This is a genomic window from Aquimarina sp. AWH4_224 (genome assembly GCF_056160245.1).
On the sequence record NZ_JBSWWU010000003.1, the window covers coordinates 273,749 to 300,233 of the forward strand.

Annotated in this window: 25 protein-coding genes; 16 read left to right on the forward strand and 9 right to left on the reverse strand. The window is 36.2% G+C overall.

Annotated features, from left to right (window positions below; translation table 11 throughout):
* Nucleotides 1-78 precede the first annotated feature (78 nt).
* Nucleotides 79-537, forward strand: coding sequence for a GyrI-like domain-containing protein (locus ACXAGJ_RS07335; RefSeq protein ID WP_474838508.1), 459 nt, complete (start codon nucleotides 79-81; stop codon nucleotides 535-537).
* Between the two features lie 55 nt (nucleotides 538-592).
* Here the strand turns inward: ACXAGJ_RS07335 and ACXAGJ_RS07340 are convergent, their stop codons facing one another.
* Complete coding sequence (locus ACXAGJ_RS07340; protein WP_474838510.1) at nucleotides 593-4,174, reverse strand: RICIN domain-containing protein; 3,582 nt, start codon at nucleotides 4,172-4,174, stop codon at nucleotides 593-595.
* 335 nt (nucleotides 4,175-4,509) lie between these two features.
* Between ACXAGJ_RS07340 and ACXAGJ_RS07345 the strand changes: the two genes are divergently transcribed.
* On the forward strand, nucleotides 4,510-5,331 hold the full coding sequence (locus ACXAGJ_RS07345; RefSeq protein ID WP_474838512.1) for a class I SAM-dependent methyltransferase: 822 nt from the start codon (nucleotides 4,510-4,512) through the stop codon (nucleotides 5,329-5,331).
* Here the strand turns inward: ACXAGJ_RS07345 and ACXAGJ_RS07350 are convergent.
* From ACXAGJ_RS07350 to ACXAGJ_RS07365, 4 genes are read right to left on the reverse strand one after another with little or no spacing between them, the layout of a single operon-like run.
* The gene (locus ACXAGJ_RS07350; RefSeq protein WP_473281752.1) at nucleotides 5,328-5,546 is read right to left on the reverse strand and encodes a hypothetical protein; all 219 of its coding nucleotides are present in this window, start codon (nucleotides 5,544-5,546) and stop codon (nucleotides 5,328-5,330) included. The two genes, ACXAGJ_RS07345 and ACXAGJ_RS07350, sit on opposite strands and share 4 nt — an antisense overlap.
* Nucleotides 5,543-6,937, reverse strand: coding sequence for a radical SAM protein (locus tag ACXAGJ_RS07355; protein ID WP_474838514.1), 1,395 nt, complete (start codon nucleotides 6,935-6,937; stop codon nucleotides 5,543-5,545). Before ACXAGJ_RS07355 ends, ACXAGJ_RS07350 begins: the two co-directional genes overlap by 4 nt.
* A complete protein-coding gene (locus ACXAGJ_RS07360) occupies nucleotides 6,909-7,670 on the reverse strand; it encodes a prolipoprotein diacylglyceryl transferase family protein (RefSeq protein WP_474838516.1) in 762 nt (253 codons plus the stop codon). Before ACXAGJ_RS07360 ends, ACXAGJ_RS07355 begins: the two co-directional genes overlap by 29 nt.
* Nucleotides 7,671-7,708: 38 nt before the next feature.
* Nucleotides 7,709-9,307 (reverse strand): SulP family inorganic anion transporter, encoded by a 1,599-nt coding sequence (locus tag ACXAGJ_RS07365; RefSeq protein WP_474838517.1) that lies wholly within the window; start codon nucleotides 9,305-9,307, stop codon nucleotides 7,709-7,711.
* A 149-nt stretch (nucleotides 9,308-9,456) separates the two neighbouring features.
* Here ACXAGJ_RS07365 and ACXAGJ_RS07370 point away from each other — a divergent pair, with 149 nt between their 5' ends.
* On the forward strand, nucleotides 9,457-11,202 hold the full coding sequence (locus ACXAGJ_RS07370) for a M14 family metallopeptidase (RefSeq protein WP_474838519.1): 1,746 nt from the start codon (nucleotides 9,457-9,459) through the stop codon (nucleotides 11,200-11,202).
* Here ACXAGJ_RS07370 and ACXAGJ_RS07375 read toward each other — a convergent pair.
* Nucleotides 11,194-11,802 carry an NUDIX hydrolase gene (locus ACXAGJ_RS07375; protein WP_474838521.1) on the reverse strand — a complete coding sequence of 203 codons (609 nt, stop codon included), beginning with the start codon at nucleotides 11,800-11,802 and terminating at the stop codon, nucleotides 11,194-11,196. The two genes, ACXAGJ_RS07370 and ACXAGJ_RS07375, sit on opposite strands and share 9 nt — an antisense overlap.
* Before the next feature lie 8 nt (nucleotides 11,803-11,810).
* Here ACXAGJ_RS07375 and pyrE point away from each other — a divergent pair, with 8 nt between their 5' ends.
* The gene (gene pyrE, locus ACXAGJ_RS07380) at nucleotides 11,811-12,452 is read left to right on the forward strand and encodes an orotate phosphoribosyltransferase (protein ID WP_473281764.1); all 642 of its coding nucleotides are present in this window, start codon (nucleotides 11,811-11,813) and stop codon (nucleotides 12,450-12,452) included.
* Nucleotides 12,453-12,466: 14 nt separating this feature from the next.
* Complete coding sequence (locus ACXAGJ_RS07385) at nucleotides 12,467-12,859, forward strand: SRPBCC family protein (RefSeq protein ID WP_474838523.1); 393 nt, start codon at nucleotides 12,467-12,469, stop codon at nucleotides 12,857-12,859.
* 10 nt (nucleotides 12,860-12,869) lie between these two features.
* On the opposite strand, the gene ACXAGJ_RS07390 is transcribed toward ACXAGJ_RS07385, so the two are convergent.
* Nucleotides 12,870-13,601, reverse strand: a complete 732-nt coding sequence (locus tag ACXAGJ_RS07390; RefSeq protein WP_474838525.1) for a biotin--[acetyl-CoA-carboxylase] ligase — start codon at nucleotides 13,599-13,601, stop codon at nucleotides 12,870-12,872.
* Nucleotides 13,602-13,690: 89 nt separating this feature from the next.
* Here ACXAGJ_RS07390 and rsfS point away from each other — a divergent pair, with 89 nt between their 5' ends.
* The 6 genes from rsfS to ACXAGJ_RS07420 all read left to right on the forward strand — a co-directional run bounded on the left by rsfS (nucleotide 13,691) and on the right by ACXAGJ_RS07420 (nucleotide 18,562).
* The gene (gene rsfS, locus ACXAGJ_RS07395; protein ID WP_073317339.1) at nucleotides 13,691-14,062 is read left to right on the forward strand and encodes a ribosome silencing factor; all 372 of its coding nucleotides are present in this window, start codon (nucleotides 13,691-13,693) and stop codon (nucleotides 14,060-14,062) included.
* A 15-nt stretch (nucleotides 14,063-14,077) separates the two neighbouring features.
* Nucleotides 14,078-16,036 (forward strand): ATP-dependent zinc metalloprotease FtsH, encoded by a 1,959-nt coding sequence (ftsH, locus tag ACXAGJ_RS07400; protein WP_073317336.1) that lies wholly within the window; start codon nucleotides 14,078-14,080, stop codon nucleotides 16,034-16,036.
* A gap of 114 nt (nucleotides 16,037-16,150) precedes the next feature.
* Nucleotides 16,151-16,762: an LUD domain-containing protein gene (locus ACXAGJ_RS07405; protein ID WP_073317333.1), complete on the forward strand. Its 612-nt coding sequence runs from the start codon at nucleotides 16,151-16,153 to the stop codon at nucleotides 16,760-16,762.
* Nucleotides 16,763-16,852: 90 nt separating this feature from the next.
* Entirely contained in the window at nucleotides 16,853-17,656 is an 804-nt protein-coding gene (locus ACXAGJ_RS07410; RefSeq protein ID WP_474838528.1) for a phosphatidate cytidylyltransferase, read from the forward strand.
* Nucleotides 17,646-18,293 carry a phosphatidylserine decarboxylase family protein gene (locus ACXAGJ_RS07415; protein WP_474838530.1) on the forward strand — a complete coding sequence of 216 codons (648 nt, stop codon included), beginning with the start codon at nucleotides 17,646-17,648 and terminating at the stop codon, nucleotides 18,291-18,293. The genes ACXAGJ_RS07410 and ACXAGJ_RS07415 overlap by 11 nt, the downstream gene beginning before the upstream one ends.
* Before the next feature lie 2 nt (nucleotides 18,294-18,295).
* Nucleotides 18,296-18,562 (forward strand): acyl-CoA-binding protein, encoded by a 267-nt coding sequence (locus ACXAGJ_RS07420; RefSeq protein WP_073317325.1) that lies wholly within the window; start codon nucleotides 18,296-18,298, stop codon nucleotides 18,560-18,562.
* Nucleotides 18,563-18,620: 58 nt separating this feature from the next.
* Here ACXAGJ_RS07420 and ACXAGJ_RS07425 read toward each other — a convergent pair whose 3' ends face one another.
* Complete coding sequence (locus ACXAGJ_RS07425) at nucleotides 18,621-21,254, reverse strand: valine--tRNA ligase (RefSeq protein ID WP_474838533.1); 2,634 nt, start codon at nucleotides 21,252-21,254, stop codon at nucleotides 18,621-18,623.
* A gap of 232 nt (nucleotides 21,255-21,486) precedes the next feature.
* On the opposite strand from ACXAGJ_RS07425, the gene ACXAGJ_RS07430 reads away from it, so the two are divergent.
* Nucleotides 21,487-21,882 carry a DUF1573 domain-containing protein gene (locus ACXAGJ_RS07430; protein WP_073317319.1) on the forward strand — a complete coding sequence of 132 codons (396 nt, stop codon included), beginning with the start codon at nucleotides 21,487-21,489 and terminating at the stop codon, nucleotides 21,880-21,882.
* Between the two features lie 53 nt (nucleotides 21,883-21,935).
* On the opposite strand, the gene ACXAGJ_RS07435 is transcribed toward ACXAGJ_RS07430, so the two are convergent.
* Complete coding sequence (locus ACXAGJ_RS07435) at nucleotides 21,936-23,285, reverse strand: retropepsin-like aspartic protease (protein WP_474838535.1); 1,350 nt, start codon at nucleotides 23,283-23,285, stop codon at nucleotides 21,936-21,938.
* A 104-nt stretch (nucleotides 23,286-23,389) separates the two neighbouring features.
* On the opposite strand from ACXAGJ_RS07435, the gene ACXAGJ_RS07440 reads away from it, so the two are divergent.
* The 4 genes from ACXAGJ_RS07440 to ACXAGJ_RS07455 all read left to right on the forward strand — a co-directional run bounded on the left by ACXAGJ_RS07440 (nucleotide 23,390) and on the right by ACXAGJ_RS07455 (nucleotide 26,479).
* Nucleotides 23,390-24,580: a pyridoxal phosphate-dependent aminotransferase gene (locus tag ACXAGJ_RS07440; protein ID WP_474838537.1), complete on the forward strand. Its 1,191-nt coding sequence runs from the start codon at nucleotides 23,390-23,392 to the stop codon at nucleotides 24,578-24,580.
* Nucleotides 24,580-25,593 (forward strand): UDP-N-acetylmuramate dehydrogenase, encoded by a 1,014-nt coding sequence (murB, locus tag ACXAGJ_RS07445; protein ID WP_474838539.1) that lies wholly within the window; start codon nucleotides 24,580-24,582, stop codon nucleotides 25,591-25,593. Before ACXAGJ_RS07440 ends, murB begins: the two co-directional genes overlap by 1 nt.
* 65 nt (nucleotides 25,594-25,658) lie before the next feature.
* Nucleotides 25,659-25,865, forward strand: a complete 207-nt coding sequence (locus ACXAGJ_RS07450; protein ID WP_073317309.1) for a membrane or secreted protein — start codon at nucleotides 25,659-25,661, stop codon at nucleotides 25,863-25,865.
* A gap of 41 nt (nucleotides 25,866-25,906) precedes the next feature.
* Complete coding sequence (locus ACXAGJ_RS07455) at nucleotides 25,907-26,479, forward strand: RNA polymerase sigma factor (protein WP_474838541.1); 573 nt, start codon at nucleotides 25,907-25,909, stop codon at nucleotides 26,477-26,479.
* Nucleotides 26,480-26,485 lie beyond the last annotated feature (6 nt).

Here is a 26,485-nt window from a genome sequence, read left to right on the forward strand (position 1 = left end):
AAAAATATCCTGCTGACATAAGGTTGTCATAACCCGCATATAACTTTGGAGAAGTATTCATCTTAAAACAACAAAATTATGACAACTACATCATTTAACGAATTTCATGTTATCGGACTATCTGTAAGAACTCGAAACGAAGATCAGCATATCACTCAGGATATTCAGAATCTTTGGAAAAAATTCATAGACCAGGAAACAGTGCATACTATCCCAAACAGAATTGAAGATACCATGTATGGAATCTATACAGATTACGAAAATGGTCCTGCCGGGTATTATACGGCAATTGTTGGATACAAAGTAAGTACTCTGGATAACATTCCTGAAGGTTTGGTAGGCACTACAATCAAAGACGGAAACTATTCTAAATTTATAGCAAAAGGAGACGTTACCAAAGATGCCATTCCTAATGCATGGGCTAACATTTGGAAATCAGATTTAGACAGAAAGTACACTACAGATTTTGAAGTCTATGATAATAGAGCCATGGATCCTACCAACGCCGAGGTTGATATTTTTATAGCTGTAGAATAAAAAAAGGAGCCTTAAAACGGCTCCTTTTCTTATTTGTACATTTATTGGTAATTACTTACTCTTTCATGAATTTTATAGGAGATAAATTTCCAACTGAAATAAAGTAAATCCCGTTCATGAGTTGCGAGACATCGATTTGCGTATTTTGATCCTTTTGATTCAAATTCTGGGACAAAATCAGTTTCCCAGTGATGTCTAGTATTTTTACTGAAGTATTTTCTTTGATGTTATGCAAATTCAATACTTCTTTAACTGGGTTAGGTGAAACGATAAGACCCTCTGCATCAATATCGGCAACTTCTCTGGTAACATTGTTCTTGCTCGAAGTATTATCTGCTATAATCTTCCATTTCTGATTTGTATTTGTAGTACTATACCCCCAAATCTGTACGTTAGCATTTGATTTTCCGGCTGCTCTATCCAATCCACGTCCTAGGCAATGCTTCGGCTTAATACCATAAATTCCATTTCCATTTTGAACAATTTTCCATTGTTTATGCGTATCTACCGCATTGGTCCAGGTAGCCACATTAGAACCATCATTACATGCTCCATAAGGAACTTCTAAATATCTTCCTGTTCCTTTATTTTGAATGGTATACACATCATCCGACAAGTGAGTAAATTCCCATTTTTGATCATCAAAATTACCAGGGTCGACCATTCTGGCACTGTGATTCTCTAAAGCTCTTGATAATAATCTTTGATCATTTACAGCCGAAGTAATCAAATATGCACCGTCAGGAATGATTTGCGTATTCAAGGCATTAATAGCAACTCCTGTAACCTGATCTCTATCCAACCAATCTCTCCAGGTTGTGTTAAGAGGTCTAATATGTGTTTTGTATACATAACCACTTCCTGGATTTGGTAAACTAGGAAGGTTAACAGTAACCGATTGAACTCCTTTTCCTGCACTTACAGTTACATTTTCTTGTGCAATCCAATTGGTTGCTGACCAAAACTCTACGATAATCTCTCTATTGGTTGAAGCTTCGTAATCAATATCAAAGGTATATGAGGTAGCTTGAGTAATGGCTAAAGGTGCATTTTTAAAACTCACCTTATCACCGTATGGTTGTTGTACGGTAACATTATTCACCTGATCTCTATCCAATGCATTTTGCCAAGAACTATTTAGTGGGCGGATATGTGCTTTATAAACATATCCTGCTCCAGGTTGTGGTGCATTTGGTAGGGTTACTGTTATGGATTTAGTTCCTGAACCTGCAGCAACTATTTCATTTTGTTGAGCTATCCAGCTGGTAGAAGACCAAAACTCCACAACAAGTTCTCTATCGGCAGAGGCTTCATAATCTAAACTAAAAGTGTACGAAGTTGCCGGAGTAATGGTAGTAGGAGCATTTACAAATGCTATAGTATCTACACTTGGCAAAGGATTCCCCACAGTAATAGTAATAGTGGCTTGGTTACTATCCCCATCATTATCATAGGCTACGGCTTTTAACTCATAAGTTCCTGCGGTAAGATTTTGTAATAATGGATCATTTTGATTGGCTTGCCCCCACTGATATGGTGCCAAATTTTCTCTCCTTACAAACGTATTATTTACAAAGAGTTCTACATACGCTACAGATCCATCTGCATCTGTGGCAGTGGCCTCTACCGCTACAGAACTGCCGGGGTTTAATTGTGCGCCATTTGCTGGTGTAGCAAATGATATAGAAGGTGCTGTATTAGCATCAGAACAGTTTTCTCCTGGCAACCCATAGCATCCTTGCCCCGTAGGTCCAAGTGCAGGATTCCAATCGATACCAGGTACCCAGTTTTCTCCTCCATATTCATAGGCTCCTGCATCTGGAGCTGATCCCACATATCCATTAGTAATTCCTGAGATTTGTCTACCTGCATTAACCGCAGGAGAGCCAGCGGTTAAGTTGAACTTGTTTCCGTTGTAGTTCAAAAATCCGGATTTTGTGATGACATTATTTTGCTTATCTGCATCTCTTTCAAAAGTACCTTCGTCTTCTTGGGTAGAAGGATCATCCACCGTTTCAACATCCGCTATATTATTCCATACTTTAACATTAGAAAATGCTGTCCCTTCTTTATGCCAAGCTCCCATGGCACCTCCCTCGGTTTTTACAAGGGTATTGTTAAAGATGTCGATGTCTTTACCGTTCCAGTTGATTTGAACTCCTGTCCACTCTACATTCCAAACGACGTTATGGTGTACCGAAAATGCTTCAGCATCATTATCCAGATAGATTCCTGCGGCTTTTCTTTTGGAGCCTCTCGAAGCAGAATCGTGAAACCAATTGTGATGAATCTCCGTATTTTGTGGCCCTCCTACGGTATAGAAAGTAGCACAATCGTCTGCTATCAAATTACTTTTATAAACATCGTTATACGCAATTTCGCAGCGATTACCATTAAAGTTGATACCATCTCTACCTCCATTAAAAATCGTATTTCCGGTAATTTTATTATCGGTCCCTCCTCTTGCTACCAAAGGTGCATCATAAGAACCTAAATAATTAAAGTCATGAATATAGTTGTTGGTTAGTTTATTGAACTTACCTCCCAAGCGTACTCCAGTGGCAGCACTAAATGCAATTTCACATTTCTCAACGATATTATTGGTTCCATTGACTTCAACACTTGGTTTACCCGCGTTAAATCCTCTAAATACTCCTTGCGTATGGTTCCCATAAAATGAAGAAACACCGTATAATTTATTATTGTTTGAGTTCGCTTTTAGTAATATAGAACCACCAAAAACAGCTAAGTTTTTAATTTCTATATAACTTCTTCCGTTTAAGTCGATAGCAATCTCTCTTCTTCTCATTTGCACTTTACCGTCTACTGGTGCTGTTCCACCTGGCATTTGTACAAATAGTTCTTTTGTATTGCTATTAAACCACCATTCGTTTTGATAATCTAATGCTCCTTTTACCCCTTCCAGGTAAAAATCTCCTTTGTCGGCTGGGGCATGAAACGTTCTTATCCAGTTTGGGTTTTTATCCAAAGTGAAGTTTACTCTTCCAGAGGTACTACTATTTATAAATGCTTTCCAGGCGATCCATCCCGATCCTGGTTTATCCCCATAAAAGAATACTGATCCGCCTTTCCAGTTAATGTTTGGGATTTTGGACGAAGTAAGATAAGCTCCGTTAACTACGTTAGAACCACTACCTCCATCATTACGTAGCGAATTTAATGTAAATGGTTTCCCGTCTACATTATTCGGCCAACGGGCCAGATCCATGGCGGTACTTCCATTCATTACAAAATTTTCCTGACCCAGATCCCAGTTCACTTTTACTTTGTAAATCACACCTGAGTCCTTTTGCCAACCACTTAACGCCTGCATAGCAGAAATAATTACTTTTTCTCCATCTTTTGCAATATAAGTAATTGGTCTACCGGCCACACCAGATCTTGCTGGTCGAATCACTTCTTCGTAGGTACCTTCTCCTATAATAATTACATCTCCAGCTTGTGCTACTGCCGATGCTTTTGAGATAGTTTTGTAAGGTTGCGATGCTGTCCCTGGGTTAGCATCGTTTCCGGTTTTTGAAACATAAATGTCTTTTGCACTTAATGAAGAGGTAATGACCATCATCAGCAGTACAGTTTTTTTCAATAAGGTTTTAAGAATACTGTTTTTTTTCATTGTTGAGTTAGTTTAGTTTGATTGGGTTTAACAATTATATAATCGAATAATTACAAATTAATAACACCTTGTACCAATTGCGTGTTTTTAATCTACAATTCTAATAATGAGATAATTACATAATTTCAAAAGCAACAAAATGACAATTTATAGACAATGAAAATGAACTAAAATAGAATTCGCAGTTTTTGAGGTAGAATTCGTTTATTCTCTTTGAGTATTTGATGAAATCTGGTCAACCAAAAAAGAAAAAGCATTTTTTGTTAAGTGTTAAACTTTTTAAAAGAGATCTAATTCTTTGGGCAATATTTTAGAAATTAACAAAAAACACGACCATGCAAATCCACGAAACCGCTTTTGTAGTATCTACCTATCGCTCTTTTCACGAAGACATCAGTAAAGATGTCTATGCCAAGTTATGGAACAACGCTGCCACAGATGCTTTGATCCCTGAAATACTGGATAGCGTTTCTGAACACGAAGCTATTTTACATAGCGTAAGAAATCGGTTTTTTTATGAAAAAATGCAGTCCTTTTTTGATACCGAAAATGGAGGTACTTTGATTAACTTCGGTTCTGGATTTAGTATGTATCAATTTTCGCTCCCAAAAAGTGTCAATACCATAGAAATTGATAAGGAAGATATTATTCAATACAAAAAGGAAAAAATTGACAATTGGACAGCGCGGGGGAAATTACCAAAAAGAGAAATTGAATATTTGGCGGTAGATTTTAATCAGCGTTCAGCTCAAGAAATTGTGGAAGCTATCCAGCTTCTGGTCAAAAAAACACCCACCTTTATATTAATTGAAGGCGTATTTTTTTTCTTAGATAGAACAACTACGGATAAGTTATTTCAAGTTTTTAATTTACTCCAAGAACCACAAGACGAAGTAGGTTGTGTTACCTACTTACCTGAAGTAGAAAACACTTCGGTATACAAACGCTTACTCCATTATTTTGATAGTCATAACGATGCAAACGATCCGTTTTCGCACCAAACCATACCGTATTCCTATTTTCAAGATCTTGAAGGGTACACCATTTCTGAAACTACTGATGAGTTTGAACTCTCAAAAAAACACACTTCTAATAATCGCATAAACAACGCTACAGAAGTTCTGAATGAAACCTTATTTCTTTTAAAGAGAATTTAAAATCCTGCCAATAAAGCTCCACAAATCCCGAGCCCTACTACAAGATAGATTCCAGCCAGAATAAAAAATACTTTACCGGCTTTTTTGTGTTTCGATCTAAATAAAAAAAGACCTATCAAAGCCAGGAATGCTGGAGGTCCAAAAAGAATAAAAAGGATTAGGTAAATCAACCCATCAAGGTTTCCCGGTTCTAGTATGGTTAAGTTATACATCATATCACTTCTTTTCTTAGTTGTTCTAAACGTTCTTTTTTATCATCCCTGTAAAACAGATTCATCGTTTCAAAAGGAATAATTTTATAATCTTTATCTACGATATGTACACATGATTTTTTAATGGCACTTACATCAAAATTATAGGCATCAATAAATTGCATAATAATCACTCTGAAAAGGTTATCATACCCCAAATTAGGTGCATCGATTTCTGGTAGACAACACATGATCGATTTCAAATTTTCTGAAGCTGTTTCTACCGAATTACCTGTACTAAACAATTCCAACACTTTTCCATGTAGCTCTTGATCTTGTTCATAAACGATCGTGTTTTTTCCATTATCCAACAAATCTGCCGGATTGATATATCGAGTTAGCGGCAGTATTCCATCCTCATTTTTTAATGCGTACCCCATCACCAAAGCATCTGGATTACAGGGGACCGGAATCAGATCATCGGATTCAAAAATTGGAAACTGTTCCAGAATTTTTCTCCTTACTTCAGTAAGTGTTATTCGGTTCAACTGTGCATCAAAATCTTCCAACCGTCCAGCGATTTGTGTTGGTTGAAAGGTAACTCCTCTAACACATTTCTGTTGAGTGGCGAATGACAGAATATCTCCTATTTCGTTGTCATTTAGTCCCTTTTCCAAAGTAACCACCAATGTCGTTGATAAATTTTCAGCATTTAAATTGGCAATTGCCTGCTTTCGAACTTTGGTTAAGTCCTCTCCTCTTAGTTTTTGTAATACTTCTGCCTGTAAAGAATCAAACTGTAGGTATATCTCAAAATCTGGCATATAGCTAGCCAATTTCTTGGTAAAGTTGGCGTCCTTGGCAATTCGAATACCATTGGTATTCAACATCAAGTGGCGAATTGGCAATTGCTTCGCATAATCCAAAATTTCAAAAAATTGTGGATGTACCGTTGGTTCTCCCCCACTTATCTGTACCACATCAGGTTCTTTTTCGTTGGCAACGATCGTATCCAACATTTTTTTAATTTCTTCCAGAGTACGATGACGTCCATAATGTGGAGAAGAAGAAGCGTAACATGTCGGGCAAGTAAGATTGCATCGATCTGTTACTTCAATAATTGTTAGACATGAATGTTGCTCATGATCAGGACATAATCCACAATCATAGGGACAGCCATAATCTGTTTTGGTATTAAATTTATAAGGAAACTCTGAAGGTTTATTATAATTTCTAATGTTCTTGTAGTATTCTACATCGTCGGCGATAAGAACCTTTGATCTTCCATGTTCTCTACAATTCTTTAGCATATACACCTTATCGTTTTCAAAAACAATTTTGGCATCAACTCTCTTAAGGCATTCTGGGCAAAGGCTTAGTGTGTAATCATAATAGGTGTATGATCTTGTTGGCATAAAACAATTTGTGTTTGATAGTTTTGTGATAATAAACAAAGCATAAGATACACAAATACTGAATACTACTTAGTCCAAAGATCAAAAAGATATTAGGTTTTAAAAATTCGATAAGGAACCTAAACAAGAAATAGCAAATCATAAAATACTTGAAAACCAATCCTTTTTCTAAGGTTTGTTTATTTTTTATATAAGATAGTATTATCCATAAAAGGAGTAGAAAAATTACTTCGTAGAGTGCAATTGGATGTCTTGCAAGTCCATCTCCCAAATCCATCCCTGTAAAAAAAGTAGTTTCTTTCCCGTAGGTAAATTCACTTATACCTTCCAAAAAGCACCCCACTCTACCTATAATAATCCCTAAAATAATAGGAAATGTAAACAGATCCCCCGAAGATTCTTTTTCTCCTATGATCTTTTTTGCTAACTCTACTCCCAAGAGTCCTCCAAAAAGTCCTCCCATAATCGTTTTAGCACTAAGTATAGCTATCAAATGTTCTAAATCAAAAGAGAAAATAGGGTGTTCTAAAAATCCAACAATCCTGGAACCAAAAAAAGCTCCGAAAACTGCACCGATAATAATAGACAATCGATTGGTTGAGGAGATAGGATCTACGCTTTTTTTACGTAGGTATATATAATAACGAAAACCAACAAAAAAAGCGGCATATTCCAAAATTAAATGGACATTCACTTTTATACCAAAAACTACAGGTTCAAAAGGAATGTCCATCTATTTGTATACTTCGTTTAAAATCGAAATATACGTTTTTATTTCATTACTTTGGCCATCACGTGATAGCGAGGATCATCAACATTATGTTCAATTACGCTAGCTAATCGTGGTGAGGCCTTAATCATTAGTGCCTGGCATTCTTCACTTAGATGTTTTACTTTCACCTTTTTTCCTGCTTCCTCATATTTTCCTACCAACGCCCAGATAGCTTCCAACGCCGAATGATCACTTACCCGAGATTCCATAAAATCAATTTCTACCTGGTCGGGATCATTGTTTACATCAAACTTGTTGTTAAAGGCCTGTATACTTCCGAAGAAAAGAGGTCCCCAAATTTCATACACTTTCGTTCCATCTTCTCGAACATGCTTTCTTGCTCGAATTCGTTTTGCACTCTCCCAAGAAAAAGCCAACGCAGACATAATCACTCCAGCTATAACTGCCACCGCCAAATCAAAGAATACGGTTAGCGATGAAACGGCTATCAATACTATGGCATCGGTAAGAGGAATCTTATTCAAAATTCTGAAACTTGACCAGGCAAACGTACCGATCACTACCATAAACATTACTCCAACCAATGCTGCAATAGGCACCTGTTCAATAAGTCCTGAAGCGAATAAGATAAACATCAAAAGCGTAATTGCAGCTACAATCCCTGATAGTCGAGTACGCCCTCCTCCTTTAATATTGATAATCGATTGCCCAATCATTGCACAACCTCCCATACCTCCAAACAGACCTGTTACGATATTTGCACCTCCCTGAGCCAGACATTCTTGGTTCGAATTTCCTCTGGTTTCGGTGAGTTCATCGATTAAATTCAAAGTCATTAACGATTCTATCAAACCAATAGCAGCAAGTATTACTGCATATGGACCAATGAATTTTAATGTTTCCCAAGTCATTGGTACTTTATTAAATATATCAAATTGAAATTGCGGGAGTCCACCTTTTAGACCTTCTCCCCCACCATCTCTAATAAAGCTACCAACAGTAGCCACGTCAAGGTTTCCTAAAATAACAATTGCAGAAACTACAATAATCCCAACAAGTGCTTCCGGCAATTTAGCTGTAGCTTTTATTTTTGGTAGTCCCCACATGATTCCCATAGTTAACAAGACCAAGCCCAACATCAAAAATAAATCTCCTCCTTGCATCCATACTTTTTCTCCGTTTACAAACTCTTTGAACATCCCTAATTGAGAAAGAAAAATTACAATAGCTAAACCATTTACGAATCCCATCATTACAGGATGCGGTATCAATCGTACAAATTTACCGAGCTTCAAAACACCAGCCAGCATTTGGATAATCCCCATTAAAATTACTGTTGCAAACAGATAATATAACCCGAGTTCTTCTCCTTCGGCTCCCATGACATTTCCTTCTGCTACCAGATGCACCATTACAACGGCTAATGCTCCCGTTGCACCAGAAATCATTCCTGGTCTACCCCCAAAGATTGAGGTGATCAAACCGATCATGAATGCAGCATACAACCCCACCAAAGGATCTACTCCAGCCACAAAGGCAAAAGCAACAGCTTCTGGTACCAATGCCAGCGCAACTGTTAATCCGGATAGGATGTCATTTTTGGCGTTCGCCACTCTTTTTCTTACAAACTCTGTCATAGCTATCGTATTTGAGGGTGCAAAAATACGCTTATTTTGTAGGTAAACAAGCAAAATCGAAGCGTATCTGTAAGTAGCAAAGGACTATAACGTTTTAGAAATCATGAATTTCGAAAACTTAGTATATTTGGCTTTCATATTCATCAATCATGCGCAAAATTTTACTCGCTTTCGGCTTACTATCTATTATTTCATGTTCTACTTCAGAAAACAAAACAGAAGAACGACCTGATTTTATAACACTTTTTGAAAAAAGTAATGGTACCGAAACCCCAACATATCAAGAGGTCATTCGTTATTATGAAGATCTGGCTAAAACCTATGCTGAAATTGCTATTCAGGAAATAGGTACAACAGACAGTGGTTTCCCTTTGCATTTGGTAACCCTTAATCCAGATAAAACATTCGATTTTGAAACTATCAGACCTTCAAAAAGAATCCTGTTAATCAATAATGGAATCCATCCAGGAGAAAGTGACGGTATAGACGCTACTATGATGCTCTTTAGGGATATGGTGCAGAGCAAGGTTGAAATACCCAAAAACACAGTTATTGCGACCATCCCAATGTATAATATTGGAGGAGCTCTACAACGCAACTCCGGGAGCAGAACCAATCAAAATGGGCCAAAAGAGTATGGTTTTAGAGGGAATGCAAGAAATTTTGATTTAAATCGCGATTTTATCAAAAGTGATACTAAAAACGCCTATGCCTTTTCACGAATCTTTCATTTGGTACAACCTGATGTTTTTATCGACAACCATGTAAGCAATGGAGCGGATTATCAGTACACTTTGACTCATCTCTTTACCCAACATAATAAACTTGGGAAAGAACTGGGTGAATATTTACACACCCAAATGCAGCCTCAATTAGAAACATCGTTGGCTCAAAAAGAGTGGGATATCACTCCTTATGTAAACGTATGGGGAACTACCCCTGATAAGGGATGGCAGCAGTTTATGGACTCTCCGAGGTACTCTACGGGATATACCACTTTATGGAACACCTTAGGAATGATGGTAGAAACGCATATGCTTAAACCCTACAAAAAAAGAGTTGAGGGGACTTATGAATTAATGAGATCCATGATTGATATCACCGAAAAAGACGGAGCAACTATACGCTCATTAAGAGAGCAAGCATTCTCTAACTGGCCTACTCAAAAAACATATCCTGTAAACTGGGTAATCGACACTACCAGAAATACCAAATTCAATTTTAAAGGATATGAAGGGAAATTTATCGACAGTGATCTTACGGGAGCAAAAAGACTAAAATACGATCAAAATCAACCCTATACCAAAGAGGTTAGCTATCAGGATTACTATATTCCTAAAACTGAAGTAGTCGTTCCTAAAGCTTATGTAATTCCTCAAGGATGGTGGAATATAATCAATCGTTTGAAACAAAATCAAATTGAGTATACGACTTTATCAAAAGATTCTTCTATTACCGTTGAAACCTATCATATCAAGGATTACAAATCCCGAAAAACACCTTATGAAGGGCACTATTTACATTTTGAAACCTCGGTGACTAAAGGTGAAGAAACTATTCATTTTAGACAAGGGGATATTATCGTTACTGTAGCTCAAAAAGGATTTAGATATCTGTTGGAAACTCTGGAACCAGAGGCTACTGATTCCTTTTTTAACTGGAATTATTTTGATACCATACTACAGCAAAAGGAAGGGTTTTCTCCTTATGTTTGGGAGGACAAAACCAAAGAATTGTTGATGAATAATCCTGCTTTGAAAGAAAAGTTTGAAGAAAAGAAAAAAGACACTGCTTTTGCCAATAACTGGTATGCACAATTAGATTGGTTACACAAACAATCCAGCAATTACGAAACATCGCACCTTAGGTACCCGGTATATCGTATTTTACGGTAAATAGTCATGAGAAAAAAGCTTTTTGATGTTGGCGTAAGAATTGGTTAGTGCCTTCATTGCTTTTTTCTTGTTTTTCCATTTCACTTTGGTGATGCCCTCACTTGTTTGAGGTACCAATTCTCCATCGTACTCAGTTTTCATTTCAAACCAATAGGTCACTTTAAGTCGAAACTCTCCGTTTCGCTTAAATATGTGATAGGTTTTGTATAAAAACTTTGTGATCTCAAGTCCAGAAACACCAGTTTCTTCTTCTACCTCTCGTATGGCCGCGGTTTCGATATGTTCTTTTTTCTCGATCTTCCCTTTGGGTAAATCCCATTTTCCGTTACGACGTATAAAGAGAATTTCCATTTCTTTATTATAGACTTTTCCTCCTCCTGCAACCACCACCGGAAGTTTTTCGTACAAATGATCCATGAGCTTGTCCTCACTCTTATGATAAAAATGGTATTTGGCTTCCTTTCCTTCTCCTTCTTGCTTTAGGATATCTCTAATGATCGGAGGAAAATCTACATCTTTAATCGAGATTGTTTTATACCCCTCTATTGTCTTTTTTGTAGAAAGAATAATAGGCGTATTATTCACAAAAACTTTATACATTTGCAACTATGATTTTTGACAAAAATACAGCAAAAAAAACTGCTGAGTTATTACTGCAAATTAACGCAATTAAATTACAACCGCAAGAACCTTTTACTTGGGCGTCGGGATGGAAATCTCCTATCTACTGTGACAATAGAGTTACCTTATCGTATCCAGAAATACGAAATTTCCTTAAGGAAAACTTAGCTCACTTTATCAAAGAGACCTATGGAAACCCTGATGTGATCGCTGGTGTTGCTACTGGAGCAATTGGTATCGGAATGCTAGTGGCACAGCACCTTGACCTACCATTCATTTATGTACGACCAGAAGCCAAAAAGCATGGTCGTAAAAATCAAATCGAAGGAATTGTTCCTGAAGGTAAAAAGGTCGTAGTTGTAGAGGATTTGATCAGCACTGGGAAAAGTAGCCTGAATGCAGTCAAAGCGCTTAATGAAGTAAATGCTGAAGTGCTAGGAATGGTTGCTATTTTTAACTACGGTTTCCAAATAGCAGATGACAACTTCAAAAATGCGGCACTATCCTTGCACACACTCAGTAATTATGAAAATCTCCTGGAACAAGCTTTGGACACAAGCTATATCAATCAGGAGCAATTAAAAACCCTCCAAGGCTGGAGAACGAATCCGGCTGAATGGAATATTTAACAAATTAATAATTTATGAACTTAGAGAGCCCTACGGTAACCGTAAATAAAACCGCAGAAGAGGTATTTGAATTTTTAACAAAGGTGGAGAACTTTGAGCAGTTGATGCCAGAGAGCAAGCAAAAGTTTGAAAAACTGAGTGATTCCAGGTTTCTTTTTCAATTAAAAGGTATGCCAGAATTGGTTTTGGAACAAAAATCAAGCGAAAGTCCGATTAAAGTAGTATTGGGTGCTGCTAGCGACAAATTACCATTTACTTTGACTGCAGATATCATAGATACCGGAGACGGAAAAAGTACTACACAATTGGTTTTTGAAGGTCAGTTTAACGCTATGATGGCCATGATGATCAAAAACCCAATTCAAAACTTTATCAATACACTTACCGAGAATATCGGAAAGCTTTAATAATAAGTGGTTAATAGAGCAATCGAATCTCCTTTAAATCAAAAGTAGAAATGATTGCATCTTCTAACATCACTTGCAATTTTCCTTGATTGGTTATTGCCTGTATGATACCCACAAAAGAATCACCCTTTGCATCCACAAATGTAGAGGGTTTATTTTTTCTAAATAACAGTGTCTCGTATTCTTCTTTCAACTTTTCAAAATACAAAGGACTCAGCAACGAAAAACGATGTTCCAGGGCATTTAAAAACCCATGAAGTACTTCTTCAATATCCACTGGTTGTCCTAAAATTTGTCTGATGGATCCTGCTTGTGGCAAATCGATAAACTCTGATTGATTGACATTTAAACCTACACCGATAATAACCCCTTCCAGACTGCCATTTTTAACGATATTTTCGATCAGGATACCACAAATTTTTAATCTATCTGACAGAATGTCGTTTGGCCATTTGATAGATAATTTAGGAATCATCATATTTTGCAGTGCATCATAAACTGCCAAAGAAGTTGCAATCGAAATATAAAACTGATCCTTTAATGCAACCTTCTCTATAGGCATAAACACACTACAGGTAAGGTTTTCGCCAGGGTTGCTTTGCCAAACGGTTCCCATTTGACCTTTCCCAGCTAGTTGTTCAAAAGCCAAAACACAAACAGGTTTCTCCAACTTTTTTTCTCGATTTAGGTTGCGAAGAAAAGTATTCGTAGAGTCAATGGCATCAACTTTGATTATATGCATACAAAAAGGTGTAAAAGTTTCATAAATGTCCCATAATACGGACGTATAAACAATAAAAAGTAATAACTTTACACAAATAAAAAAAATGCATGATTAAAAAAGAAATCGGTAACGATCAATTAATTACTCAAATTATAAAAGGTATTGAAGAAGTTAAAGGTAATGACATCAATATTTTGGATCTTAGAGAAATCGAAAATACGGTTTGTAATTATTTTGTAATCTGCAATGGTACTTCTAATACTCAGGTAAACGCAATAGTAAATTCCATCCAAAAAACAGTTAGTAAAGAGCTTAAGGACAAACCTTGGCACGTTGAAGGGAGCGAAAATGCAGAATGGGTTTTAATTGATTATGTAGATGTTGTTGTTCATGTATTTCAAAAGCATATTCGAGAGTTTTACGATATAGAAGGACTTTGGGGAGATGCAAAGACAACCGTTATCGAAACTAATTATTAAAAAGCACACCGTTAAATGGCGAAAGAAAATAAAAAACCAGAACCAAATAAAAAACCAAAATTTAGCGCATATTGGATATACGCTATTATTATTGTTGGTTTTTTAGTATTAAATTTTATGGGTGGTAGCAGTGGCCTTGGATCTGCTCCTAACACCTCTCCTTCAGAATTCCAGGACTTTTTAGAAAAAGGTGAAGTAGAAAAAGTTGTTGTTGTTACTAATCGCAGACAAGCTAAAGTTTTTCTAACTCCTGAAGCTAGAGCTTTGGATAAACACAAAGAAGGAAGAAGCAAATCCATCCTTCCTAAAAGCCCTAGTGATCCCGATTACCAATTTGAATTTGGAGATCTTCAGAATTTTGAAAATAAGATTGCCACGATAAAGAAAGAAAATAACCTGAGCACTACAGTTAGTTATGACACCGAAAGTAGTTTCTGGGGAGAGATTTTCATCACCTTATTACCATTTGCCTTGATCATTGGAGTATGGATTTTTATTATGAGAAGAATGAGTGGAGGTGCTGGTGGAGGTGCTGGCGGGCAAATCTTTAATATTGGAAAATCCAAAGCACGACTTTTTGACCAAAATACAGATGTAAAAGTATCTTTTGAAAATGTTGCTGGTCTGGAAGGGGCCAAAGAAGAGATACAAGAGATTGTAGACTTCCTTAAAAACCCAGAAAAATATACCTCTCTAGGAGGTAAAATCCCTAAAGGCGCCTTATTGGTAGGACCTCCGGGAACAGGTAAAACGCTTTTGGCTAAAGCTGTTGCTGGTGAAGCTAAAGTACCTTTTTTCTCGCTATCAGGATCTGACTTTGTTGAGATGTTTGTAGGAGTTGGAGCTTCAAGGGTAAGAGACTTATTTAAACAAGCTAAAGAAAAATCTCCAGCAATCATTTTTATCGATGAGATTGATGCTATAGGTAGAGCACGTGGTAAGAGTAATTTCTCTGGATCTAACGACGAGAGAGAAAACACCCTTAACCAGCTACTAACAGAAATGGATGGTTTTGGAACCAATACCAATGTAATTGTTATTGCTGCTACTAACCGTGCAGATGTATTGGATAAAGCATTAATGCGTGCTGGGCGATTCGATCGTCAGATCTACGTGGATCTACCAGATGTAAGAGAGCGTAAAGAAATTTTTGAGGTACACCTAAGACCTCTCAAAAAACTAGATAACGAACTTGACACAGATTTCCTTGCTAAGCAAACGCCGGGATTCTCTGGAGCAGATATTGCCAATGTATGTAACGAGGCTGCTTTAATTGCTGCCAGAAAAGGTAATAAAGCGGTAGGAAAACAAGATTTCCTTGATGCTGTAGATAGAATTGTTGGTGGATTAGAAAAGAAAAACAAAATCATTACTCCAGGAGAAAAACGTGCTATTGCATTCCACGAAGCTGGTCATGCAACAGTAAGTTGGATGTTAGAGCATGCTGCACCCCTAGTAAAAGTAACCATCGTTCCTAGAGGACAATCTTTGGGAGCTGCGTGGTATCTTCCTGAAGAAAGATTAATCGTTCGCCCAAATCAAATGTTGGACGAAATGTGTGCTGCATTAGGAGGTCGTGCTGCGGAGCAAGTGATCTTTAATGAAATTTCTACCGGTGCGTTAAGCGATCTTGAAAAAGTAACCAAACAAGCCAGAGCTATGGTTACTATCTATGGGCTTAATGATAAAATTGGTAATCTTACTTACTATGATTCGTCTGGACAAAGTGAATACAGTTTCGCAAAACCATATAGTGAACAAACTAGTGAGTTGATCGACAAAGAGATTTCAAATATTATTGAGACACAATACCAAAGAGCAATTGATTTATTAGAGAAGCATAAAGATAAATTAACTGAGCTTGCCGAAGTATTACTTGAAAAAGAAGTGATCTTTAAAGACAATCTTGAGAAGATATTCGGAGAGCGCCCATTTGGTAAAAAAGAAGAAGAAATCATTCCTGAGCCTTCTTAATAAAGATATTTTTACTTGTAAAATGAAAAATCTTAACCGAACAGAATTTTGGTTAAGATTTTTTTTATCTTTGAAGATAGCTTAAAATTGTAATTCCCGAATCATAATCCAAAGATGAGTCTATTTAGAAGATTATTTTCATCAAAATCTAAATCAGACCAAAAGAGTAAGGAGCGTCACATTGATGATCGCAGTAAATATATGCCGGAAATCGACCTACCCGTCGATGAAAGTTTCATGATGAATTTCAAAAGAAACGGTGGTAAGTTTTTATACTGTGACAAAGATGAAGAGGTCCTGGATTCTTTTGACAAGATCCTATTGGAGAATGATTGGTATGAAAAAGATGTTTGCTGTTTTGACATTGGTCTGGAACACAAATTTTCTGGGTACAATTTAAATTACGTCAAAAATTCGAATGCTTCTTTCTTTTTCGCCACTTGCGAATATTTAATCGCAGATAGTGGTGCGATATTAGTCTCTTCAAATCAGTTACGAGAAAAAAAACTAACCGAATTACCTGATAATTTTGTGATTTTAGCCTCTACAAGTCAACTAGTTAAGAGCATTGGAGAAGGATTAAAAGGAATCAAGGACAAAAACAAAAATGCTATTCCTTCAAACATTACCACCATTAAAGATTTTGAACCACAAAAAGAAAAGGATTTCTTAAGCTATGGAAGTAGTTCAAAAAATTTATATTTGCTCCTGCTGGAAGATCTATGATTCAAAATCAGCCGAATCATTAATTTGGCACTAACCAACATGATCCTTGACGTACACTTCCACATCAACAAAAACAACAATTACAAGTAGATGAAAGAACTGCTCACTAGGTCTTTATCAGGTTTTTTATACGTCGTAATCCTACTGGTATGCATATTCGTATCCAAATATACATTCATAGGTATATTTTTCATTTTCGGTATGATATCCGTATACGAGTTTCAAAAACTAATTAATTTACGAAATAAAAGACTCTACATCCTTTTCATTTTCTTTTTCACCCTGATGAATTTTTTTCAGCATCAGTTATACCTTATCATTCCTATTTTGGTACTCACCTTAATTACTGAGTTATTCTTGATCAAAGATCTTCTTACCATCAGGATCATACCGATGTTCGAAAAAAGAAAATATGGGACGAGTATTTTCTATCTCATCACTTCGATTACCTTTTTAACATTAACTCCAAATCATTCTGGCGACTATCAACCACTAATCATTGCAGGTGCATTTTTGATTACCTGGACCAATGATAGTTTTGCGTATTTGGTAGGTAAGAATTTTGGAAAACATAAGTTACTTGAGCGCATATCTCCAAAAAAAACAATCGAAGGATTCGTCGGTGGATTTGTTTTTTCCATCCTTGCCGGATACCTTATCTCCACCATATCTCATACACTTACACTTACAATTTGGTTGATTATAAGCATAATTATGAGTATTTTTGGGACATTGGGAGATCTAATACAATCGAAGTTCAAAAGACAAGCTGGAGTAAAAGATAGCGGATCTATAATGCCTGGACATGGTGGTATTTATGATCGATTGGATAGTGTTATTTTTGCAAGCCCATTTCTATATGCATTTTTACAAATTTTGAAATATGTTTCATAAAGAAGGATACAAAATCATCTCGATAACTTTGGTATTATTTATAGGTATCAATGTTGCTTCATATGTAGCCATCCAGAATGACGAATGGCGATTTGCTATATTGGCTTTGAGTCTAGTCTTACTATTTTTAATACTACAGTTTTTTAGAAACCCCAAAAGAAAGACTTTAGTAAGTAATACCACAGTAGTAGCACCCGTAGACGGCAAAGTGGTAGTTATCGAAGAGGTGCATGAAAAAGAACACTTTGATGACAAAAGGCTACAGGTTTCTATTTTTATGTCTCCAATAAATGTTCATGTTACTCGCCATCCCATAAATGGAGAAGTGATCTTTAGCAAATATCATCCGGGGAAATATTTGGTTGCCTGGCATCCAAAGGCATCAGAAGAAAATGAAAGAACTACCGTAGTGGTAAAAAATAATCTTGTTGAAGTACTTTACAGACAAATTGCAGGTGCTTTGGCCAAAAGAATTGTGAACTACGCAAAAGAAGGTGAAAAAGTTACTCAGGGATCTGATAGCGGTTTTATCAAATTTGGATCAAGAGTAGATGTTTATTTACCAATAGGTACCGAACTTAATGTTACTTTAAATCAAAAAGTAAGAGGAGGAGAAAGTGTTATAGCTAATCTTTAGTCATGACCAATGAGGAATTAAATATTGCTTTTGAAAAGGCATATGAGAAGGCTTGCAACACAAAAATGCAATTCCCGCCGGACGTTATGCTTCATTTCTATGCCTATTATAAGCAGGCTACACATGCTGATGGGTTCTACACCCCATCTGGAAATAGCCAACTCAGGAATGCTTTTAAGTTAAATGCCTTGTTTCAGGTTAAAGACCTAACACCAGAAGAAGCCAAACTAAAGTATATAGAATACGTAAATAAATACATAAAGGATTAAAAAAAAGCACCTTGAATTTCTTCAAAGTGCTTTTTTTTTATTATTCGCACGCTTTCGTCTAGCTTTGTAAACTTTCAAGGCTTGATTTCAGCGTTTGAATTTTTGCTTCGGCATCTGCTTCTTTCTTTCGCTCGTTGGCAATAACTTGTTCTGGAGCATTATTTACAAAACGTTCATTTTGCAATTTTTTCTGTACAGATTTCAAGAAACCTTCGGTGTAAGTTAACTCTTCGGTTAGCTTCTTAATTTCTTCTTCTACATTAATAGCTCCCGAAATAGGAATAAAATATTCATTCGATTTTACCCTGAAAGAAAGCGCACCATCTACTTTCTCGTCTACGTAAGCTAATGTGGATAGATTACCCATTTTAGCTATTACTGAATCAAACTCAGTGCTATTATTTTGAGCATTCAACACCATCATCTCGATAGACTCTTTGAACGCTATATTCTTTTCTTTTCGAATCGTCCGTATCCCAGAAATCACCTCTGAAGCCATTTCAAATCCTTGAATCAAGTCGCTGTTAATTTCATTCATCTCTGGCCAGCTGGCAATAATCAAAGCTTCATCATCATTTCGTTCTGCAAGTTGTTGCCAAATCTCCTCGGATATAAATGGCACAAAAGGATGTAGTATTTTCAAATTATCCTCAAGCATAGAGATCACTTCATTATACGTTTTACCGTCTATTGGGCTTCCATATGCAGGTTTGATCATTTCTAGTAACCAACTACAGAAATCATCCCAAACCAACTTATAGGTTGTCATTAATGCATCACTAATTCTATATTTTGAGTAGCTATCTTCTAGTTCTGACAAGGCTTTCTGAAACCTTGATTTGTACCAGTTCACAGCAATAGTAGAAGCTTCAGGCTGTTCAATATCGTGATCAACTTCCCAACCTAAGATTAATCGAGACGCATTGAATATCTTATTCACAAATGCACTACCCTGCTTACATAGGTCTTCATCAAACATCAAATCATTACCTGCAGGAGAACTCAACAACATCCCTACTCTTATTCCATCTGCACCATATTTATCGATCAAATCCAAAGGATCTGGAGAATTCCCCAAAGATTTTGACATCTTACGTCTTTGTTTATCTCTTACAATACCTGTTAGATAAACGTTGGTAAATGGTTTCTCTTCTTTATATTCATATCCAGCAATAATCATCCGTGCCACCCAAAAGAATAAAATCTCAGGCGCCGTAACTAGGTCTCTGGTTGGATAGTAATAATTAATCTCTTCATTCTCTGGTTCCAAAACACCATTAAACACACTCATTGGCCATAACCAGGAAGAAAACCAGGTATCCAAAGCATCGGGATCTTGAGTCAAATCTGCATCAGTAAGTGCAGAGTTATTTGTCTTCTCTTGAGCCAAAGCCAAAGCCTCTTCTCTACTCTCGGCAACTACAAAATCTTCTTTTCCCTGACCATAGTAGTAAGCAGGTATTTGATGTCCCCACCACAACTGTCGAGAAATATTCCAGTCTCTTACGTTTTCCATCCAATGACGGTAGGTGTTTATAAACTTTTCAGGAACTAGGTTTACCTCTTTATTCAAAACCGCATCCAGAGCAGGTTTTGCCAAATCTTCCATTTTCAAGAACCACTGGTCACTTAATTTAGGCTCGATAACTGCCTTTGTACGCTCACTGGTTCCTACCTTATTGAGGTGTGTTTCGATTTTATTCAAAGCACCAATACTCTCCAGTTCTTTTACAATTTCTTTGCGAACTACAAAACGGTCCTTACCTTCATAATGCAATCCTAGCGCATTTAAGGTAGCATCATCGTTAAAAATATCGATTACTTCTAAACCATGTCTATCACCAAGCTCCTTGTCATTTTGATCATGCGCCGGAGTAACTTTTAAACATCCTGTTCCAAACTCTATATCCACGTAGTCATCCTCAATGATCGGGATTGCACGATTGGCGATAGGAACGATAGCTTTTTTTCCTTTAAGGTGCTTAAAACGCTCATCATTAGGATTGATACAAATAGCAGTATCCCCTAAGATGGTTTCCGGTCTTGTGGTAGCTATAGTTAAGAAATCATCGCTTCCTTCAATCTTATAATTTAGGTAGTATAAATTCCCTTGCTTTTCTTCATATATCACTTCTTCATCTGAAAGGGTAGTTTTGGCTTCTGGATCCCAATTTACCATTCGATATCCGCGATAAATCAAGCCTTTGTTATATAAATCCACAAAAACTTTGATTACCGAAGCTGACAGGTTGTCATCCATTGTAAATGCCGTTCGCTCCCAATCACAAGATGCTCCTAATTTTTTAAGCTGTTCCAAAATGATCCCTCCATGCTTATGAGTCCAATCCCATGCATGCTTCAAAAACTCTTCTCGTGTAAGATCGTTCTTGCTAATACCTTCTTCCTTTAATTTTGCTACTACTTTGGCTTCAGTAGCAATAGAGGCATGATCCGTCCCCGGAACCCAACAGGCGTTGTATCCCTTCAGTCTAGCTCTTCTTATCAGCACATCCTGAATGGTATTATTAAGCATATGCCCCATGTGTAAGACCCCTGTCACATTTGGAGGGGGAATTACTATAGTATACGCCTCTCTTTCATCTACTTCAGAATGAAAATAGTTGTTTTTCATCCAGTAGCTATACCACTTCTCTTCTACCGATTTTGCATCATATTTTGCTGCTAATGCCATACTTTGGTCCGATTTTTGGAAATTTTGAAGTGCAAAAGTAATTATTATAGTACGAAGTATAAAGTGTGATATCAGAAATTATGGCCATTGCTGCGAAAAATTTATTACCCAAAACGCATAACATGGTAAAAAAGATAGAATATTATCCTCACTTTAACGTTAGTACTAGGCAACATCAATTTTGATGTTGATTAAAAAGTGATTACTTTTACACGTAACAAAAACCTACATTATGAAAAAAGTGATGATGATTTTATTTATAGGTCTTGTCAGTTTTGCTGTGAAAGCGCAGGATGGTAAAGCCGAAATAGAATTTAAAACTGAAGTTATCGATTATGGTGAGATTGCCAAAGGAAGTGATGGCGTTCGTCAATTTGAATTCAAAAACACTGGAGATGCTCCGTTAGTGATTTCAAGAGTATATTCAAGCTGTGGATGTACCATTCCAAAAAAGCCTGAGGCTCCTATCGGACCGGGAGAAACTGGTGTAATCGAGGTAAAGTACGATACCAAAAGAGTTGGACCTATTCGTAAAACAATTACCGTTACTTCTAACGCAGCAAGTAGCCCTACAATGGCTATAAAAATTAAAGGAACTGTCCTTAGCAAAAGCGTTCTAGAAAATTAAAAGTTTAAATACTTACTATAAAAAAGGATTGTCATCAGACAATCCTTTTTCATTTATATTACTTTTCTAAGATTAAAATCAAAACGCATCTCAACGCCTAATCGATTTATCTTAAGCCTTATTTTCTTTCCTTCTTCCAGATAAAACAAATCATTAAGTTCTGACAATTTATAGGTATAGGCTTTTCGTCCATTAATTTCGATCAAAATATCTCCTTTTTTAAGCCCTGCTTCCTCTGCGGGAGAACCTGGTCGAACATCCGAAATTTCGTATTTAGGTTTTAGCACAAAATCATTGGTAAACTGTACCGTTTTTTGATTAATAATTTTATTCAATCCTATATAAAATCGGTCTTTTTCGTTATAATCTTTTGCAAATGCAAAACCGACATGTTGGATCGTTAATCCACTCATATTATAGTGAAAAGGTTTTTCGAAATAATTATTTTTCCTAAGTGATATTTTTTTATTCGGATAATCCATGATCACATTAAATCTTCGCAATACTCCACCTCCCAGGGAACCTTGCCTATTATTCACCGAAATTCCTTTGATGTATACAGAATCCGGAAATGAAGTAGTAACATCTCTAAGCATAAAATCACCAATATGCAATTCATCAATTTTGGTGCGCTCACCATAGATATCTCCGTTAAAACCTTTACCCAAAAAATCTCTGAATGAATTTTCTGAAACTTCTATCCCCTTTTCTTTATTTTCAAACAACCAAAGAGAAGACCCAGAGCCTGAATCCAATAACAAGTTCACATCTATCAATCCCTTCTTAGATTTGTATTTTGCGGTCAAGAAAGGTCTTTTATGCTGATCTTGGAACCCTAAATCTGTTCGATAGCACTTTTTACATCTTTTGTACTTATAGGTACTTGGTCTATTAATTTTTATATAGTTATTAGAATAATTAATATCCATAATAAAGTCTCTAAAAAAATCATACCCTATGATTCCATGAATAGGAAACCCCATTCTTGGAGAAAAATTGATCGACTCGTCCAAAACCAAATAAATTGTATGTGATGCACTAATTGCTTTCCCTATTCTTACTTCATTACTAACAGATTTAATAGCTTCTACAGGAGCTTCATCTCCTAACCCTCTAAGATATATTTTGGTGGCATTTTTAAGTTCTAAAGAGTTTTTATTGTCTACACTAAAGATAATTGTAGACCCTACACCAGTGTCCAAAATAAAAGAAAGCTCTACTCCATTGACATACACGGGAATAATCATTAAGTTATTGGCAAATTCGAATTTTATTTTGTCACTAGACGACCCGGCCGGTAAACTGAAGTGAGATTGAGAAAACGCTGCAACATTAAAAAACAGAAGGAAAACAAGGGTCTTGCTTTTAAGAAAATGATAAAATTTCTGTGATAAAATCTTCATTCCTCTAAATATAGAAAAATAGTTGAAAAATAGTCGTTAATATGTATTTAATTCTTAAATAATTTAAGAAATTTACCGCTATTTTATTTTTAAAATCAGATCAGATGCCTATTGTATCTCAAAAAGGTAAAGCAATGCCAGAATCACCAATCCGAAAATTGGTACCTTTTGCAGAGAAAGCTGCAAAAGAAGGCAAGCGCATTTATCACCTTAACATTGGTCAGCCAGATATTAAGACACCCATTGAAGCCATGGAAGCGGTAAAAAACCATTCATTAGATGTACTAGCCTATAGTCATTCTGCAGGTTTTGAAAGTTTTCGAAAAAAATTGGCCGGATATTATGCAAAACATGATATCACAATAACTTCTGATGATATTTTAGTTACTACTGGAGGTAGTGAGGCTTTGATTTTTACTATGGGTAGCATTACTGATCCAGGGGATGAAATCATAGTGCCAGAACCTTTCTACGCTAATTACTACAGTTTTTCTACGCAATCTACGGTTACCGTAGTTCCTGTAATATCAAAACTCGAAACGGGATTTGCACTACCAGCAATCGAAGAGTTTGAAAAGCTGATTACAAAAAAAACCAAAGCCATATTGATCTGTAACCCAGGTAATCCTACAGGATATCTATACAGTAAACACGAAATACAACAATTGGCCAAGCTAGCGATCAAGTATGATTTGTTTTTGATTTCGGACGAGGTATACCGAGAATTTGTATACGACGATATCGAACATTATTCGGTGCTACAGGAAAAAGAATTGGACGAACATGCTATTGTCGTAGATTCTGTATCCAAAAGATATAGTATGTGTGGTGCACGAATCGGATGTATCGTTAGCAAAAACAAAAGTGTAATGGAAACTGCTATGAAATTTGCTCAGGCTAGATTAAGCCCTCCTACTTTTGCACAAATTGCCAGTGAAGCTGCTCTAGAAGCGCCAGAATCTTATTATCGGGAAACGGTTTCGAAGTATAAAAATCGAAGAGATACTTTGATCGCAGGTCTAAGAGAAATTCCTGGAGTAAAAGTAGCCGAACCTATGGGTGCCTTTTATTGTATAGCAGAATTACCTATCGATAATGCAGATCATTTTGCACAATGGTTACTAGATAAATTTGAATTAAATAAAGAAACCGTTATGTTAGCGCCAGCATCTGGTTTTTATTCCAGCCCAAATGAAGGGTTAAATCAGGTTAGAATAGCTTATGTACTAAATCGTAGAGATTTAAAAAAAGCCATTGAAATATTAAGAGTAGCTTTGGAAAAATACAACAGTTAATGAAAATTGAGCAGCGCAAATCCTTAAAAAATTACAACACTTTTGGCATTGAGGTGTTTGCCAATGAGTATATTGAAATCACTTCTGAACCTATTCTTAAAGAAGCTCTTGAAGAATATAAGGACAAAACACTTTTTATTCTTAGCGGGGGAAGTAATATGCTGCTTACCAAAGATATTGAAGCTACCGTTTTACACCTTACACTGAAAGGAATTGAAACTGAGGAATTATCGGATGAATATGTATGTGTATCGGCCAATGCGGGTGAAAACTGGCATGAATTTGTTCAATATTGCATACAAAAAGGATACAGTGGATTGGAAAACTTATCTCTTATCCCTGGTAACGTAGGCAGTGCTCCCATTCAAAACATAGGTGCATATGGTGTCGAGCTTAAGGACACTATGATTAACTGTGAAGCATATGAAATAGCAACTGGAAAGAAATATACATTCTCTAATGAAGATTGTAAATTTGGATACCGAGACTCTATTTTTAAAAATGTGGCTAAAGGCAAGTACGTTATTTCAAAGGTCTCTTTCAGACTACGAAAAAAGAATCATGCATTAAACACTAGTTATGGAGCAATAGAAGCAGCACTTTCTGCTCAAAACATTCAGAAGCCAACCATCAAAGATGTTGCGGATGCCGTTATCCAGATACGAAAGAGTAAACTCCCAGACCCATCAGAGATCGGTAATAGTGGTAGTTTCTTCAAAAACCCTGTAGTGTCCAAAAGTCAATACTTAGCTCTATTAGATAAGTTTCCAGAAATTCCATCATACACCATAGACGAGAATCATATAAAAATACCTGCAGGGTGGTTAATCGAACAAGCGGGTTTTAAAGGTAAAAGATGGGGTGATGCCGGAGTGCACAATAAACAAGCTTTAGTTTTGGTGAATTATGGCAATGCTACAGGACAAGAAATTCTAAATGTTTCTCGTGAGATACAAAAAGAAATTACAGAGAAGTTTAACATTAATCTAGAGACCGAAGTTAATATCATTTAACATTTTCTATATTACCACACTTTCTTTGTATCTTTGCCTCCTATTTAAGTACATTTTTAATTGTTATGAAACTTCTATTACTTACCGTAGGTTTACTTCTTTTGGCTTTTGCAGGGATTGCCATAAAATTATGGGCAAAAAAGGATGGTAAATTTGCTGGAACCTGTGCTAGTCAAAGCCCTTTTCTTAATAAAGAAGGAGAATCTTGTTCGCTTTGTGGTAAAACTCCGGATCAATATTCTAGTTGTAACGAAACTGAGCATGCCAAATAAATTAAGCTTAGGCAGCAACTATTCTATTCAAAAATAAATCGTTGAAAAAAGAAGACTCTATTTCATTACAAGAGCATATCGAAAATGCTAAAGAAGGTAAGCAAATGTCGTTTAATTATTTGCTGGATACTTTTTGGAATGACGTATATAATTTTCAACTGAAAAGAACTCAAAACGAATATGATGCAGAAGACATTACCATTCAGAGTTTTTCAAGAGCTTTTGATAAAATAGGCACTTTTAAAGAAGAATACACCTTTAAAACCTGGTTAATACAGATCTCTAAAAATATTCATATCGATTTATTGAGAAAGAAGAATGCTTCTATACAATCTCAAACCACCACTCAGGTAGATGATAGGGTATATAAGATAATCGATGACACCCCTACACCAGAAGACAAATTAATTACAGAACAAAACCTTGCACAGCTTTTATTATACATAAAACAACTAAAGCCAAATTACCAGCAGGTTATAAATCTGAGGTACTTTCAGGAATTAAGCTATAAGGAAATCGCTGAATCTCTGAATGAACCAATTAATAATGTAAAAGTAAAATTATTGAGAGCCAAAAAATTACTATCTGAGATTATTACCAATCCCAACACCTAATTTTTG